Origin of the sequence: Pseudomonas sp. BBP2017 (assembly GCF_003024385.1) — a bacterium.
GTDB lineage: Bacteria > Pseudomonadota > Gammaproteobacteria > Pseudomonadales > Pseudomonadaceae > Aquipseudomonas.
Window position 1 is genome coordinate 16,136 of the sequence record NZ_PVZN01000002.1, and the last position, 13,388, is coordinate 29,523.

General features: G+C 60.2%; 18 protein-coding genes, 2 tRNA genes and 1 pseudogene. 6 read left to right on the forward strand and 15 right to left on the reverse strand.

Annotated elements, in window-relative coordinates:
* Positions 1-31 precede the first annotated feature (31 nt).
* Entirely contained in the window at positions 32-859 is an 828-nt protein-coding gene (locus C6382_RS02880) for a bifunctional 2-polyprenyl-6-hydroxyphenol methylase/3-demethylubiquinol 3-O-methyltransferase UbiG (RefSeq protein ID WP_107023502.1), read from the forward strand.
* Positions 860-861: 2 nt separating this feature from the next.
* Here C6382_RS02880 and C6382_RS02885 read toward each other — a convergent pair whose 3' ends face one another.
* Together C6382_RS02885 and alkB are read right to left on the reverse strand one after the other, a co-directional pair.
* Positions 862-2,808 (reverse strand): DNA topoisomerase III, encoded by a 1,947-nt coding sequence (locus C6382_RS02885; RefSeq protein ID WP_107023045.1) that lies wholly within the window; start codon positions 2,806-2,808, stop codon positions 862-864.
* A 150-nt stretch (positions 2,809-2,958) separates the two neighbouring features.
* Positions 2,959-3,666, reverse strand: a complete 708-nt coding sequence (alkB, locus tag C6382_RS02890) for a DNA oxidative demethylase AlkB (RefSeq protein WP_107023046.1) — start codon at positions 3,664-3,666, stop codon at positions 2,959-2,961.
* A 308-nt stretch (positions 3,667-3,974) separates the two neighbouring features.
* On the opposite strand from alkB, the gene C6382_RS02895 reads away from it, so the two are divergent.
* A tRNA-Cys gene (locus C6382_RS02895) sits at positions 3,975-4,048 on the forward strand.
* A 227-nt stretch (positions 4,049-4,275) separates the two neighbouring features.
* Entirely contained in the window at positions 4,276-4,722 is a 447-nt protein-coding gene (locus C6382_RS02900; RefSeq protein ID WP_107023047.1) for a thioesterase family protein, read from the forward strand.
* A 180-nt stretch (positions 4,723-4,902) separates the two neighbouring features.
* Here the strand turns inward: C6382_RS02900 and C6382_RS02905 are convergent, their stop codons facing one another.
* Together C6382_RS02905 and C6382_RS02910 are read right to left on the reverse strand one after the other, a co-directional pair.
* Positions 4,903-5,142: a hypothetical protein gene (locus C6382_RS02905; protein WP_107023048.1), complete on the reverse strand. Its 240-nt coding sequence runs from the start codon at positions 5,140-5,142 to the stop codon at positions 4,903-4,905.
* Positions 5,143-5,246: 104 nt separating this feature from the next.
* Positions 5,247-5,354 (reverse strand): YceK/YidQ family lipoprotein, encoded by a 108-nt coding sequence (locus C6382_RS02910; RefSeq protein WP_107023049.1) that lies wholly within the window; start codon positions 5,352-5,354, stop codon positions 5,247-5,249.
* Positions 5,355-5,439: 85 nt separating this feature from the next.
* Between C6382_RS02910 and C6382_RS02915 the strand changes: the two are divergent.
* Positions 5,440-5,592: pseudogene (locus C6382_RS02915) on the forward strand (GNAT family N-acetyltransferase); the annotation flags it as partial.
* Position 5,593: 1 nt separating this feature from the next.
* Here the strand turns inward: C6382_RS02915 and C6382_RS02920 are convergent.
* Positions 5,594-5,836, reverse strand: coding sequence for a hypothetical protein (locus C6382_RS02920; RefSeq protein WP_107023051.1), 243 nt, complete (start codon positions 5,834-5,836; stop codon positions 5,594-5,596).
* Between the two features lie 54 nt (positions 5,837-5,890).
* Here C6382_RS02920 and C6382_RS02925 point away from each other — a divergent pair, with 54 nt between their 5' ends.
* Positions 5,891-6,106 (forward strand): hypothetical protein, encoded by a 216-nt coding sequence (locus tag C6382_RS02925; protein ID WP_256588913.1) that lies wholly within the window; start codon positions 5,891-5,893, stop codon positions 6,104-6,106.
* A 15-nt stretch (positions 6,107-6,121) separates the two neighbouring features.
* On the opposite strand, the gene C6382_RS02930 is transcribed toward C6382_RS02925, so the two are convergent.
* From C6382_RS02930 to C6382_RS02970, 9 genes are all read right to left on the reverse strand, one after another.
* Complete coding sequence (locus C6382_RS02930; RefSeq protein WP_107023052.1) at positions 6,122-6,535, reverse strand: DoxX family protein; 414 nt, start codon at positions 6,533-6,535, stop codon at positions 6,122-6,124.
* A 119-nt stretch (positions 6,536-6,654) separates the two neighbouring features.
* Positions 6,655-6,739: transfer RNA gene (locus C6382_RS02935), tRNA-Leu, on the reverse strand.
* Between the two features lie 601 nt (positions 6,740-7,340).
* Positions 7,341-7,541 (reverse strand): carbon storage regulator CsrA, encoded by a 201-nt coding sequence (gene csrA / locus C6382_RS02945; protein ID WP_107023054.1) that lies wholly within the window; start codon positions 7,539-7,541, stop codon positions 7,341-7,343.
* A 358-nt stretch (positions 7,542-7,899) separates the two neighbouring features.
* Entirely contained in the window at positions 7,900-8,979 is a 1,080-nt protein-coding gene (modC, locus tag C6382_RS02950) for a molybdenum ABC transporter ATP-binding protein (protein ID WP_107023504.1), read from the reverse strand.
* A 12-nt stretch (positions 8,980-8,991) separates the two neighbouring features.
* Positions 8,992-9,672, reverse strand: coding sequence for a molybdate ABC transporter permease subunit (modB, locus tag C6382_RS02955; protein WP_107023055.1), 681 nt, complete (start codon positions 9,670-9,672; stop codon positions 8,992-8,994).
* Positions 9,672-10,430 carry a molybdate ABC transporter substrate-binding protein gene (modA, locus tag C6382_RS02960; RefSeq protein WP_107023056.1) on the reverse strand — a complete coding sequence of 253 codons (759 nt, stop codon included), beginning with the start codon at positions 10,428-10,430 and terminating at the stop codon, positions 9,672-9,674. The genes modB and modA overlap by 1 nt, the downstream gene beginning before the upstream one ends.
* An 82-nt stretch (positions 10,431-10,512) precedes the next feature.
* The gene (locus C6382_RS02965) at positions 10,513-11,586 is read right to left on the reverse strand and encodes a nitronate monooxygenase family protein (protein ID WP_107023057.1); all 1,074 of its coding nucleotides are present in this window, start codon (positions 11,584-11,586) and stop codon (positions 10,513-10,515) included.
* Between the two features lie 28 nt (positions 11,587-11,614).
* Entirely contained in the window at positions 11,615-11,785 is a 171-nt protein-coding gene (locus tag C6382_RS24120) for a hypothetical protein (RefSeq protein ID WP_178082736.1), read from the reverse strand.
* Between the two features lie 3 nt (positions 11,786-11,788).
* Positions 11,789-12,091 (reverse strand): DUF1883 domain-containing protein, encoded by a 303-nt coding sequence (locus C6382_RS02970; protein ID WP_038612501.1) that lies wholly within the window; start codon positions 12,089-12,091, stop codon positions 11,789-11,791.
* Between the two features lie 160 nt (positions 12,092-12,251).
* Between C6382_RS02970 and C6382_RS02975 the strand changes: the two genes are divergently transcribed.
* Positions 12,252-12,602 carry a hypothetical protein gene (locus tag C6382_RS02975; RefSeq protein ID WP_107023058.1) on the forward strand — a complete coding sequence of 117 codons (351 nt, stop codon included), beginning with the start codon at positions 12,252-12,254 and terminating at the stop codon, positions 12,600-12,602.
* Between the two features lie 71 nt (positions 12,603-12,673).
* On the opposite strand, the gene C6382_RS02980 is transcribed toward C6382_RS02975, so the two are convergent.
* Complete coding sequence (locus tag C6382_RS02980; protein WP_107023059.1) at positions 12,674-13,339, reverse strand: HAD family phosphatase; 666 nt, start codon at positions 13,337-13,339, stop codon at positions 12,674-12,676.
* Positions 13,340-13,388: the final 49 nt, after the last annotated feature.

Here is a 13,388-nt window from a genome sequence, read left to right on the forward strand (position 1 = left end):
CGCTCGAGTGTTTGCCAAAGGATGGCTGATGATGAGCGACTCACTGGAACTCAACCGCCGCAGCTGGGATGAGCGGGCGTTGCTGCATGCGGCGTCCACTGACTATGAGGTGGACAAGTTCATTGCCGATCCGCAGCACCTGTCCGAAGTGGTACGCTTCGACCTGCCGCGCCTGGGTGATATCAGTGGCTTGCGCGCAGTGCATCTGCAGTGCCATATCGGTACCGACACCCTGTCGCTGGCACGACTGGGGGCGCAGATGAGTGGGCTGGATTTTTCCTCGCAGTCGCTGGCCCAGGCTCGGGCCTTGGCCGAACGCTGTGGTGAGGTGATCGACTATGTTGAGTCGGATGTCTATGCCGCTGACCAGGTACTGACACCCGCTGGCTTCGATCTGGTTTACACCGGTATCGGCGCTTTGATCTGGTTACCGAGCGTCGAACGTTGGGCGCGTACGGTAGCGGCGTTGCTCAAGCCTGGAGGTCGCTTGTTCCTGCGCGAGGGGCATCCGATGCTGCTGGCGGTGAACGAAGATCATCAGGATCGGCTGGTGATCGAGTATCCCTATTTCGAACGTGAAACCCCGACGGTCTGGGACAGTGACCAGACCTATGTCGAGACGGACACCGCGCTCACTCAGACGATTACTCATGAATGGAACCATGGCTTGAGCGAAGTCATCAGCGCCTTGTTGCGCCATGGCTTGCAGATCACCGCATTGATGGAGCATGACAGCATCCCTTGGGAGGCATTACCGGGGCAGATGAGCAAGAACGCGCAAGGTGAGTGGTCGCTGGACAAGGACCCTTGGCGGTTGCCGTTGAGTTATACCTTGCAGGCGGTGAAGCGAGGCCTATAGCTTTATCGCTGGGCTGTGGGGGCGGGCTTGCCCCGCGATGATGCCCGCACCCGCTTACCCGCGCCTGCATTACTCTTGCGCTTCTTCTTCCACGGTGTACGCGGCAGCGCCGGACCACTGATGCTCAGGTTCAACCCGGCACAACGCTCCACCTGCTTGCTCATCCATGCCGACTGCTTGGCGACAAATTCCTCCAGGCTCATCTCACCACTCTGGACCATGTCCAGTGCCTGTTCCCAGATTGCCGTGGTGCCCGGATCGGCGATGGCCCGAGGCACGGCGTCAATCAGGCTGAAGGCCGCTGGCGTGGCACTCAGCGCCTTGCCCTGCTTGACCAGGTAACCACGGTCAAGCAGGCCCTGGATAATCCCGGCGCGGGTCGCTTCAGTGCCGATGCCGGTGGTGTCCTTGAGCTTCTGCTTCAGGCGCGGGTCGTCCACCAGCTTGGCGACGTTTTTCATGGCCTTGATCAGGTCGCCTTCGGTGAAGGGCTTGGGTGGCTGGGTCCACAGGTCCTTGAGATTGACTTCGGCCACGGCGCAATCCTGCCCTTGCTGCAAGGCTGGCAGTACTTGCGCGACCGGGGCTTCACGACCTTTGGCCGGGGTCAGGGCTTCAGGCAGGGCGCGGCGCCAGCCTGGTTCGACAATTTGTTTGCCCACGGCGCGCAAGGCCTGGCCGGCGCAGTCGAAGTCGGCCTGGGTGCGGTCGTATTCGTGGTTGGGCAGGAACTGCGCCAGGTAGCGGGCGCGAATCAGGGTGTAGACCGCCTTGTATTTGGGTGGTAAGCGCGAAGGGTCGCTGGCCGCTGCGGTGGGGATGATGCCGTGGTGGGCGCTGACCTTGGCATCGTTCCAGGCCCGTGAACGGCGCTGGGCCTGAAGATGCCCCTGCAGCGGTGCAAGGCTGGAGTCGGCACGCAGCAACGCGTCAAGGATGGCTGCTGCCTCGGCGTGCTGACTCAGCGGCAGGTAACCGCAGTCGCTACGCGGGTAAGTGATCAGCTTGTGGGTTTCATACAACGCCTGGGCGATGTCGAGGGTTTCCTGGGCACCGAGGCCGAGCTTTTTCGAGCACAGTTCCTGCAAGGTGCCAAGGTCGAAGGGCAGGGGCGCAGCTTCACGCACCCGCTCGGTGGCCACCTTGACCACATGTGCGCTGGCAGCGTTGCTGATAGCTGCGGCGGCCTGCTGGGCCAGGGCTTGATTGAGGCAGCGGCCCTGATCGTCGCAGGTGTCTTCGGCGGCGCGCCATTGTGCAGTGAAGCGGGTGCCGGCACTGTCGAGCAAAACATCGATGGCCCAGAACGCCACCGGCACGAAGTCGGCGATGCTGCGGTCGCGGTCCACTACCAGCCGCAGGGTAGGGGTTTGTACCCGACCTACCGGCAGCACGCCCTGATAGCCGGACTGGCGTCCGAGCAGGGTGAACAGGCGGCTCATGTTCATGCCGATCAACCAGTCGGCGCGCGAGCGGCCCAGCGCCGAGTGATACAAGCTGAAGGTTTCGCTGCCAGGCTTGAGCGCAGCCAGGGCTTTGCGGATCGAGGCGTCGTCCAGAGCTGACAGCCACAGGCGGCGGATCGGTCCGCGGTAGCGGCAGTGTTCGACCAGTTCACGGGCGATCATCTCGCCCTCGCGGTCGGCGTCGGTGGCGATCACCAGCTCCCGGGCCTCGCCGAGCAGTCGTTTGACCGCCTTGAACTGACTGGCGGTTTTCGGCTTGACCAGCATCTTCCATTGGCTCGGGATGATCGGCAGGTCAGTCAGTACCCAACGTTTGTAACGGGCGTCGTAGCTGTCGGGCGGGGCGGTTTCGAGCAAGTGGCCGATGCACCAGGTGACCGTGACGTCCGTGCCCACCCAGCAGCCATCGCCGCGGCGGTTGGCGCCGAGGACCTTGGCGATGTCCTTGGCCTGGGAGGGCTTTTCGCAGAGAAACAGACGCATGCCGGCTGGGTGTCATTCTATGGCTGGAGTGAGGCATAGCATGCGCAGGATCGACCGGGCTGGCAAGTTTTATCTGTATGTATGTACAGTTTATGGGGTGCTGCCGGGCACCTGGCTTGCGCGCCAGCAGTGACCAGGTGCTTGGCCTGCTCAGGTGAAGGGATGCTCCGAACACCGTGATCCAGCTGTGCGCGGGTCACTGTCTCCAGCCTTGCGCAGGGTCAGGTTGATCCGCAGATTGCCTAGCAGCGGATGTGTACCCGGCTTGAGTGGCAGTACCCCGTGATAGCGCAGACGGTCCTCGCCCCCCCAGACCAGCACGTCACCATGGCGCAGGCCAATACGTTGGGAGGGTTCTTTACGGGCATGTCCGCCCAACAGAAACACTGCGGGCAACCCCAGTGACACCGACACGATCGGCTGGGTGAAGTCACGCTCGTCGCGGTCCTGATGCAGGCTTAAGCGATTGCCTGGGCGATAACAGTTGACCAGACAGGCATCGGGTTGAAAGTCGTTGAACCCGGCCAAGGCGGCTGCGTGGTTGGCTAGTTCCAGTAGCATCTCGGGTAATACCGGCCAGGGCTGATTACTCAGGGGATCAACCGGGCTGTAGCGGTAGCCCTGACGATCACTGACCCAACCCAGTGCACCACAGTTGGTCAGCCCCACAGCCATCTTCAGCCCACCGGGTGTGAACATGTGGCGAAACGGCGCCTGGGCGACAACCTCACGCAGTACCGGCAGCAACGCCTGAACCTGGGGCAGGGCAAAGCCTGGCAATAGCACCGCTTGTTTGCCGACCCACTGCGGTTGCAGTGGATCTTGAGGATTGAACAGGTCCAGTTCGGTTTGCATCATCGACGGCAGGTCAAGACGTGGGCAGGGGGCATGCTCTGTATGATAAGACGCTTTAGCGGGCATGTGTCACCCCGAACCCTGCGTTCGAACCCGGGTTTCACGGGCGCTTGGCGCTGCTTGCAGAAAAAAATAAACTTTTTGAATTCAAGGGGTTGCCAGCTCAAACGAATGAGTCCATAATTGCGTCCATCGAAAACGAGGCAGCTGAAAAGCCTAGCGTTTTCAAGGGGATAGCGGTTTTAGTGAGTTGTTTCCTTAAAGAGTTGTATGTGTTGGAGATCGCTTGTTCAAGGGTCTCGGGCATTTGAGGCCGAGTAGCAAAGTGGTTATGCTCCGGATTGCAAATCCGTCTACGCCGGTTCGATTCCGACCTCGGCCTCCATTATTGAAAACCCCGCAGATTAACGTCTGCGGGGTTTTTCTTTGCGCGCTCGAAAAGCTGATCGTTCCCGCATAAACAGGCATCGTTTGCGCAACGCCCATGACTGTTCTCCTGTCACGCTGGCGGCTATGCAATGGAGATGAGAGGGAGGTATCGTCCACCCTGGACAACCAGGCGTTGCGAGATGGTTGTTAGCGCTCTGTCACTCAACATTAAGGATTGATCTTGTGCCGAACTCAGTGATTGTCAAAAGAAAGGTATTGTTCGGCGACTGTGACCCGGAAGGGATTGTCTACACACCCAGGTTTTCGTACTTCGTTATTGAGGCCGTTCATGATGCACTTACAGTTTGGTTGTCCGGTCCTGGATTAAGAACCCTGTTAGGCTTTGATTTGCTGCCTCCGGCAAGGGCATTTTCGCTAGAGTTTCTTCATCCGGTCACTTGGGATGACGAGCTTTGCATGAAGGTAAGTGTTTCCAGTGTATCGCTTCACTCGTTCACCTTTCTGGTCGAGGGTAATATAGCGCCAGATATCAAGGCATTTACCGCTAGCCTGACACACGTTTGCGTCTCACCGGTTACCAGAGAGGTTATTGAGGTTCCTGAGCCGCTCAGGGCGTTACTTGTCCCTGATGCGCGCAGCGTAAGCGGAGTGCTTGCGGTTGGAGGCTGAGTCCCTGGTTAATGGTCATCAGCGTCCCGGCGCAGCCGCTCACAAACGATGGCATTCGCTTGATTCTGTGGAGAAAAACGCCACCTGCATGAGCATCCCGGAGAATCCGGTCCAGCGCCGCAAGCAGGCCAGCGCCACGACGCTCGCACTCGCGGCTTCGTGACGCTGGGCACTGCTCGGCTAGGTCTGCATCAAGTAGGCGGGACAGTTCACAGGGCTTGAACTGTCCTCGGCGTTCATTCGGGCGCAGTGCGCCATTGCTTCTTCCTTGCCCTGGTAGCTTGGTTTTAGCCGCATTTTTCCCTGGTTGTCATAAATGTCGAAGCCGCCCGACACGGTTGTAGCGTAGAAGCGGGTGCCAGTGCGGAAGGATTCCTGCTCTATTGGCACCGCCGGAACGATAACGAATCTTGGTTGCATTTTTTGTGCCTCCCCAGGCAGACAACTAACTATTAGTCATCCATTCGGATAGCTGCAACAAAGCTGTAAGGCAGGCGACCAGAGGTATGCAAATTACCTCGCCACTATTGCAGTCGTGTCTTCGGAATATCGCCGTTTCTGTGTTGCACGTAGATTGTGTAGGGCAACGCTACGGTATCGGCCACGCCCGATAGTGCCAAGTCCACCAGCATCAACAAGGCTGAGGGTTGACCTCAATCGCTTCATCGATCCAGGGGAGCCTATGGTGTCGGCTGTAGCGCTGCACGAGGGGCGGGCAAAGCCTTGATCGAGTGGGTCCAGGCCTTTGCTCGCGAGAAGCAGTGTGCGCGGTTGTACTGGCACACTCAGCAAACCAACGAGCGGGCTCAGAAGCTCTATGACTGGCTCGCGGAAAATGCCGGCTCCGTCGAATACCGAATGGCGCTGTAGTTCACGTCAGCAGCCACACCAGCAGAGACAGCAGTGCGGCCAGGAGTGTACCCAGCATCGCGCAGTATTCGATCTTCGAATGCCGCGCATGCAGGCGCACGTCTTCAAAGTACTGGGCCTGGATCGGTGCGTGGGGATAATGGCGCAGGTCCTCGGCCAGGCCCTGAAGGCGTGCGTCAATAACAGCGCCAACGGCATAGTAGGTCGCGACGTGGCTGAGGATGAAAATCAGCAGGTATTTCATTGGCGCTCCCTGGCGTTGACGATTTTCAGCCCCTGGCTTATACAGGCGTCCCCTTTGCCAAAAGCGCTGCTGCAGGAGCTGATGATGCACGATGAGCCGGATATTCACGAACCTGAACACGATCACTTGCTCGATCATGAGTTCTATGACGGCGACCCTGTACAGCAGGACGAAGTCGACCCGTTGTTCGATCCGCAGGACGACGACCAAGCCGACGCCCTGGATGAAATCGACTGGGACGAGGGTGTCGATCCGCTTGATGACCTGTAGGGGCAAGTCGCCGCGCTATCGCCCATCCACCGAGAATTTTCCGGCGCCTGTCACCGACAGCAACAGCAAGCCGCCACAAATGCTCAGGTTCTTGAAGTACTGTACGCTGTTGGCCGCGCGTTCCGGGTCGTCCATGGTCCAGAATGGATGGCCGATCACTGCGGTGCCGATCACGAACAAGGCGAACAGAAACGCTAACGGGCGGGTGTAGAAACCCAGGATCAGCAGGATTGCGACAAAGAACTCCATGATCACCGCAACGGCGGCTGCGACGGTGGGCATGGGGGCGCCGAGTGAGGTCAGGTAACCGACGGTACCGTCGAAGCCGGTCAGTTTGCTCCAGCCGGACATGATGAACAGGATCATCAGCAGGATACGTGCGAGCAAAATGATTACATCACGCTGGTTGTCGAACAAGGTATATCGCATGGCCACCTTCCTTTGTTGTTGGGCCATTTTACCTTAGCAGCTGCTTGCCGCCTTTGCGCTTGGGGTGGGGTGAATCGCAGGCAGCAAAAAGGCGCCTGCAAGGCGCCTTTTTCAGAAGATGGTGCGAGTGGCGGGACTCGAACCCGCAAGGCTCACGCCGGCAGATTTTAAGTCTGCTGTGTATACCAATTCCACCACACTCGCACAGGTTTGAAAGGGTCTGGCGACCGGGCGCGCTGTTGGATCGAAGCCCTGGAGAAAATACATTTCCTCCGCAATCAAGCGAGCTTTATAACTCATCGTTATATTTGAGTCAACCGCAGAGGGAGGGTCTGGGCCGGTCTTCTGCGACGCGCACAGCGAGCCCTTTCAACAGCAATGCCAAACACCTGGCTACCATGTCTGCGCTCCATGCACACTGGCTAAAGATGTCGAGCTGCAGGTACAGCAACAGGAAGAGTTGCAGGATGTCATGGTCGATGGTGTGATCGAGCTGGGTGAGGCACTGATGGGCAATCGCCCGGCGGGCCCTCTCCAGTTGCGTAGGAATCAGGACAGCGGTGCACTGCATATGGCTTGGCAGCCGCTGCCGATAATTTTAATCAGCGGCGCCCAGACGCATAAGGGATGGGACAGTCCAGAGTTGTTCGCAGTGGCGTTCGACAAATCCTTCGATATACCCAGGTTGATCGCCAAGGTTAACCAATCGCTCCGCCCGCCCACGTCGTCATGAGGCCATTGCGGCCCGCCACCAGGGCTGACGCGATCGGGTCAAGCGCATCCGTGCGGCTTGAATCAGGTAGTCTTACTCGTGATGAGTGTCTCCTTTTTCCGGTGCCGGGCTGCCAGCCTGAATGCGTTTGAAAATCTCTTCGCGGTGCACCTGAACATCTTTCGGTGCATCGATGCCGATCCTCACTTGCATACCTTTGACGCCCAGAATGGTGACTTTGATGTCATCGTTGATGACGATGCTTTCGCCAACCTTGCGGGTGAGTATCAGCATGTATATCTCCTTGGTAACGTAAGTTGCTTTGCAGGCCGCGCCCGCACAAGCCGGGAACACGCGGAACGCGTTCCTCTTTTCCTTCATTAAAGACGCTTTCGGGAAATATTAATTCCGCCGAACACAGAATCTGTAGTGAGTCTTTAGACGCAGGTGCCGGTAGGGGGCGATTGGGCGTTCCGTAGCAGCGAACGCTGCTCACACCGGCAAGCATAGGGGGCTTGAGCGAATATGGGAAATTTCTCTGCATGATATGAGAACTGAGGGCTTTTGTATCGACTTTCAAGGGGCTAACGGCGTTGCAGGAACAACACCAGGCACCTTCTCTCGGCGCTCAGCCCCTTGCGTTGATGCGTGATCAGCGCAGCAGAGCCACCGACTTGATCTGCGCTATCAGTTGTTGACCGCTGTGCAGGCCCAACTGATCGGCCGAGTAGCGGGTTATTCGGGCCAGTAATACGCTGCCGGCAGCATCGAGGCTGACCAGGACATGGGCATTGTTATCCGCCGGCTGATGACCCCTGACCCGTACCGGTAATCGGTTGAGGATGCTTGAGTGGGCATCTTCGACCAGGCTCAGGCTGACATCCCGGGCCTGCACTTTGAGCCGCAATGGCGTGCCAAGTGCCAGTGGTTCGTGAGCCAGGCGCAGCTCCAGGGGGCTGCCCGGCAGTTGCAGGCCGAGTAACTGGTAGCGGGTGTCGTAACTGCTGACCTGACCATCGATGATCACCCCGGCATCGTCACCCTGAGCCAGCGGCAGGTCGAGGCGGGCGAGGGTGGTGGCAATCGGGCCGCTGGCCTGGACCTTGCCCTGCTCCAGCAGCACCAGGTGGTCAGCCAGCCGGGCCACTTCATCCTGGGCATGGCTGACATAGATCAGCGGTATTTCCAGCTCAGCGTGCAGACGTTCCAGGTACGGCAGAATCTCACGTTTGCGCGGGCCGTCGAGGGCGGCAAGGGGCTCGTCCATCAACAGCAGTTGCGGGCTGCTGAGCAAGGCCCGGGCGATGCCCACGCGTTGCGCCTCACCGCCGGACAGGGTGGCGGGCTTGCGCTCGAGCAAGTGCTCGATGCCCAGCAGCGCGCAGGCCTGCTCAAGGCTGACCTTGCGCGCCTGGGCCGGAATACGGCGCCAGCCGAAGGTCAGGTTGGCGTGGACAGTCAGGTGCGGGAACAGGCTGGGTTCCTGGAACACATAGCCGATCGGGCGCAGGTGCGGGGCGATGAAATGCGCGCGTCGCGAGTCTTGCCAGATCTGCCCGTTGACTTCGATATAAGCCTCGGAGGCCCGTTCCAGGCCGGCAAGGCAGCGCAGGCAGGTGGTCTTGCCTGAGCCTGAGTGGCCGAACAGGGCACTGATGCCGCGACCGGGCAATTGCAGGTCGACGTCCAGCTCGAAACTGTCACGGGCGACTTTGAGCCGGGCATGGATCATCTTCTGCACGCTTCAGCTCCAGGCCGATTTGCCCTGGCGGCTGGAGTACAGCGCCAGTAGCACGAGGAACGAGAACACCAGCATGGCGCCGGCCAGCCAGTGTGCTTGCAGGTATTGCATGGCTTCGACATGGTCGAAGATCTGTACGGAGACCACGCGGGTCTTGTCGGGGATGTTGCCGCCGATCATCAGCACCACGCCGAACTCTCCCACGGTATGGGCAAAGCCGAGGATGCTGGCGGTGATGAAGCCGGGCCGGGCCAGCGGCAGCACGACATGGACAAAACTGTCCCAGGGGCTGGCGCGCAGGGTGGCGGCGACTTCCAGCGGGCGCTCGCCGATAGCGCTGAAGGCGTTCTGCAGCGGTTGCACAACAAAGGGCATGGAGTAGATCACCGAGCCGATCACCAGGCCGCTGAAGCTGAACACCACGGTGCCCAGCCCCAGCGCCTCGGTGGTCTGGCCGATCCAGCCGTTGGGGCCCAGGGCCAGCAGCAGGTAAAAGCCGATGACTGTCGGGGGCAGCACCAGCGGCAGGGCCACCACCGCGCCTACCGGCCCGCGCAGCCAGGAGCGCGTGCGCGCCAACCACCAGGCGATGGGCGTGCCGACCAGCAACAGGATCAACGTGGTCAGGCTGGCCAGTTTGAAGGTCAGCCAGATAGCACCCAGGTCGCTGGCATCCAGCGGCATCAGATTTGGTAACCGTAGGACTTGATCAGCGCAGCGGCTTTCGGACCTTTGAGGTAGTCCACCAGGGCCTTGGCCGCCGGATTGTCTTTGCCCCTGTTGAGGATCAGCGCATCTTGCTTGATCGGCTCATGCAGGCTGGCCGGGACGATCCAGGCCGAACCTTCGGTGACTTTGCCGTCCTTGTAGATTTGCGAGAGGGCGACAAAGCCCAGCTCGGCATTACCGGTGGACACGAACTGGAAGGCCTGGGTGATGTTCTGGCCTTCGACGATCTTGGCCTTGGTGGCCTCGGTCAGCTTGAGCTTGTCCAGCACCTGGGTGGCGGCCAGGCCGTAAGGCGCAGCTTTCGGGTTGGCGATGGACAGGTGCTTGAACTCATTTTTCTTCAGCGCTTCACCCTTGGCGTCGACGTAACCAGGCTTGGCCGACCACAGTGCCAGGGTGCCGATGGCATAAGTGAAGCGCGAACCTTTGACGCTATCGCCTTCGCTTTCCAGTTTGGCCGGGGTGCTGTCGTCGGCGGCGAGGAAGACGTCGAACGGCGCCCCGTTCTTGATCTGCGCATAGAACTGCCCGGTGGCACCGTAGGCGGCGACCAGCTTGTGACCGGTGTCTTTCTCGAAGTCCTTGGCAATCGCCTGGATCGGTGCGGTGAAGTTGGCAGCGACAGCCACCTGAACCTCATCGGCCCAGGCACTGTTGACGGTCATGAACGCGGCCAGGGCGGCCAGGGCAAAACGCGGTGCGCACTTACTCATGAAACACAGCTCCATGGGCTGAGGGGTGATCGCTGTATACATGAATATATAGCGAGCACCCGACAAACGGAAAGCACTGTTTTCAGCGGTTGAGCTGGGCGAGGGCGTTTTTTGCCAGTTCACGGGTCAGCTCGGCGGCCGGCAGGGCTTGCCCCAAGCGCAGCGCCTGGCCCGACCAGAGGTTGCTGAAATCGCTGTTACCTTGTGGCTCGCTGATCGCCCGTAGCGGCATCAGCGCACCACCGGCCAGCGGGAAGTGCGGTGCCAGCGCACTGATGGGACCCAGTTCGCGCATGATCCGCGTGCTGATGCCGCGGGCCGGCCGCCCGGTAAACAGGTTGGTCAGGGCCGTGTCGCTTTCCTTGGCGCTGCGCAGGGCCTGGCGGTGGGCCATCGAGATCTTGGCTTCCGGGCAGAACAGGTACGCGGTGCCCAGCTGTACCGCCGACGCGCCCAGGGCCAGGGCGGCAACAATGCCGCGATGGTCGCCGATGCCGCCAGCGGCAATCACCGGAACCTTCACGGCATCGACGATTTGCGGCACCAGCGCCAGGGCACCGACCTGGGAATTGAGGTCGCTACTGAGAAACATCCCGCGGTGCCCGCCGGCTTCATAGCCCATGGCGATGATCGCGTCGCAGCCGTTCTGCTCCAGCCAGATCGCCTCGTCTACGGTGGTGGCGCTGGACAGCACCTTCGCTCCAGTGGCCTTGACCCGTGCCAGCAAGCTTGCCTCTGGCAGGCCGAAGTGGAAGCTGACTACGGCTGGCTTGAAGGCTTCGATCAGCTGGCAACTGGCGTCGTCGAACGGTGCGCGGTTGGATACTGGCGTTGGCGCATCAAAGTCGGCGCCCAGCTCTTCGTAGTAAGGCTTGAGCACCAGTTTCCAGGCCGCATCGCGCGCCGGATCAGGCTGCGGTGGCTGGTGGCAGAAGAAATTGACGTTGAGCGGGCCATTGCAGGCCTTGGCAAAGGCTTCGAGTTCGGCGCGGATCTGCTCCAGGCTCAGAGTTGCACAGGGAAGTGATCCCAGGCCGCCGGCATTGCTCACGGCAATGGCCATGGCCGAGCCGGTGGCACCGGCCATGGGCGCCTGAAGGATCGGCAGTTCGATGCCTAGCAGATCAAGAAGACGGGTGTCCGGCCATGGGCTCATGCCTGGGGTTCCTTCTGCGCTGTATCCGTTACAGGGCTTTGCTGACCTTGATGTCGGTGATCTTTTTCGCGTCTTCGCCGTGGAGTTTCTCCAGGGCGGCTTGCACTTGTTCAGGGGCGTCGCTGCTCATCTGGGCGAAGTCGAAACGACGCTCGCCATCGATCTTGTACTTGATGACGTACTTGGTGGTCTGGCTCATGGCTTATCTCAGCTTCGACGACGAACGGCGGATGAATTTGATCTTGTGGGTGAAGGTCGGCTTGGTCACTGCAGACAACGCGCGCGGACCGACGGTATCGATGGTGATGTTCCAGAAACCGGTGCTGGGCACAGTGATCTTCGCCGGGAAATCGACGAAAGCACCGCCGTGATAGGTGTGGCGCCCGCCATTCTTGAAGCTGCGGAAGTTGGCGTCGTTCATCAGGCGGATGTTGCAGCGCTGGGAACACTCGATGACGACGATGTCGTCTTCATTGAGGTGTTCGCGCTGGTGTACGAATTTCATGTTGCTCTCCGCAATGGATCTTTGGGCAAATCAAAACGATACCATGATCAACGGTTACACTGTCGCCCTTCGTGCCAGACCTACGATAAATCTGCCAATCAAGGGAGCAAAATGGTCTGGGCGCGGTCAGAGTCTTTTTCCGTGGTGGAGGTGTAGCTTGATGAAGTGGGTTGTAGCAGCGTTGGCAGTTACGCTGGGTGGTTGCGCCAGCGTGTCGGAGCTGGAAAGCTCGCCGGAAACCTTGAGCGTGATTTCCGGCAAGAAGCCCCAGGAGTACGCCACCTGCGTACAGCAGCAATTGGTTGAAAGCCGTGGCCCCCTTGAGGTTGAGCCGCATCATGACGGCCTGCGCCTGGTCGTGCCGCAAAAGATCGGAGCCGGGCCTGCTGCCCTGGTAGACATCAACGAGCGCGGAAGTGGCAGCAGCATCAAGCTGTACGAACGCCTGAACAACTTTCCCCTGCGCCTGGGTGACGTGAAGACTGCGGCGACGCGCTGCATTTCCGGGTGAGTCTGTTGATGCCATCGCGGGGCAAGCCCGCCCACCGGCTCGGTGGGCGGGCTTGCCCCGCGATGTCTAAGTCAGATAGTTACCCCACTCATTTGTCCAATCAGCGCCCACAGCCGCGGATCCTCGAAATCCGCCACTACCAGCTGCGCCCCGGCCGCGAGCAACGCCTCGGGCGTCTGACTGGTGGACAGACCAACGGTAAAGATCCCGGCCCGGCTGGCCGCCGTCACTCCAGGCACCGAATCTTCGAACGCCAGGGCATGACTGGCCCGCGCTTGCAGGCATTCAAGGCCGCTGAGGTAGGGCAGTGGATCCGGCTTCGCCCGCGGTAGCTCTTCAGCCACCAGCACATGCTTGAAACGCTCACCCAGGCCCATGGCATTGAGCATGTGCACGGCGTTGGACCGTGGCGCATTGGTCACCACGGCCATGCCGATGCCTGCCTGTTCGGCATGCTCCAGTAACCGGATCAGCCCGGCGGTGGGCTGCAGCGTCGGTGACAGGGCGCGAAAGCGGGCTTCCTTGCGATCGGCAAAAACCTGGTGCTCGGTCAGCGACCGTTCGGGGAACAAGTAGCGGCACAGATCAGCGTTGGCCCGACCACTGACATGGGCATCGAATTCTGCCTCGGTGAACACCCGGCCTTCTTCCAGCAAGAGTTGTTGCATGGCCTGCAGGTGGAGTTTGTCGGTATCGGTCAGGGTACCGTCGAGATCGAACAACAAGGCTTCAAGCATTCTGGGCGTCCGTTGCAGTGGCCGCTCATCATAACCCGATCACAGGGGC

Excerpts from the sequence above, each read along its gene's own strand:
- C6382_RS02980 (WP_107023059.1), bottom strand. The coding sequence starts at position 13,339 with ATGCTTGAAGCCTTGTTGTTCGATCTCGACGGTACCCTGACCGATACC.
- C6382_RS02970 (WP_038612501.1), bottom strand. The coding sequence starts at position 12,091 with ATGAAATTCGTACACCAGCGCGAACACCTCAATGAAGACGACATCGTC.
- C6382_RS24120 (WP_178082736.1), bottom strand. The coding sequence starts at position 11,785 with ATGAGCCAGACCACCAAGTACGTCATCAAGTACAAGATCGATGGCGAG.
- C6382_RS02920 (WP_107023051.1), bottom strand. The coding sequence starts at position 5,836 with ATGAAATACCTGCTGATTTTCATCCTCAGCCACGTCGCGACCTACTAT.
- C6382_RS02905 (WP_107023048.1), bottom strand. The coding sequence starts at position 5,142 with ATGCAACCAAGATTCGTTATCGTTCCGGCGGTGCCAATAGAGCAGGAA.
- C6382_RS02910 (WP_107023049.1), bottom strand. The coding sequence starts at position 5,354 with ATGCTGGTGGACTTGGCACTATCGGGCGTGGCCGATACCGTAGCGTTG.
- C6382_RS02965 (WP_107023057.1), bottom strand. The coding sequence starts at position 11,586 with ATGAGCCCATGGCCGGACACCCGTCTTCTTGATCTGCTAGGCATCGAA.
- C6382_RS02930 (WP_107023052.1), bottom strand. The coding sequence starts at position 6,535 with ATGCGATATACCTTGTTCGACAACCAGCGTGATGTAATCATTTTGCTC.
- alkB (WP_107023046.1), bottom strand. The coding sequence starts at position 3,666 with ATGATGCAAACCGAACTGGACCTGTTCAATCCTCAAGATCCACTGCAA.
- C6382_RS02885 (WP_107023045.1), bottom strand. The coding sequence starts at position 2,808 with ATGCGTCTGTTTCTCTGCGAAAAGCCCTCCCAGGCCAAGGACATCGCC.
- modB (WP_107023055.1), bottom strand. The coding sequence starts at position 9,672 with ATGCCGCTGGATGCCAGCGACCTGGGTGCTATCTGGCTGACCTTCAAA.
- csrA (WP_107023054.1), bottom strand. The coding sequence starts at position 7,541 with ATGCTGATACTCACCCGCAAGGTTGGCGAAAGCATCGTCATCAACGAT.
- modA (WP_107023056.1), bottom strand. The coding sequence starts at position 10,430 with ATGAGTAAGTGCGCACCGCGTTTTGCCCTGGCCGCCCTGGCCGCGTTC.
- C6382_RS02975 (WP_107023058.1), top strand. The coding sequence starts at position 12,252 with ATGAAGTGGGTTGTAGCAGCGTTGGCAGTTACGCTGGGTGGTTGCGCC.
- modC (WP_107023504.1), bottom strand. The coding sequence starts at position 8,979 with ATGATCCATGCCCGGCTCAAAGTCGCCCGTGACAGTTTCGAGCTGGAC.
- C6382_RS02880 (WP_107023502.1), top strand. The coding sequence starts at position 32 with ATGAGCGACTCACTGGAACTCAACCGCCGCAGCTGGGATGAGCGGGCG.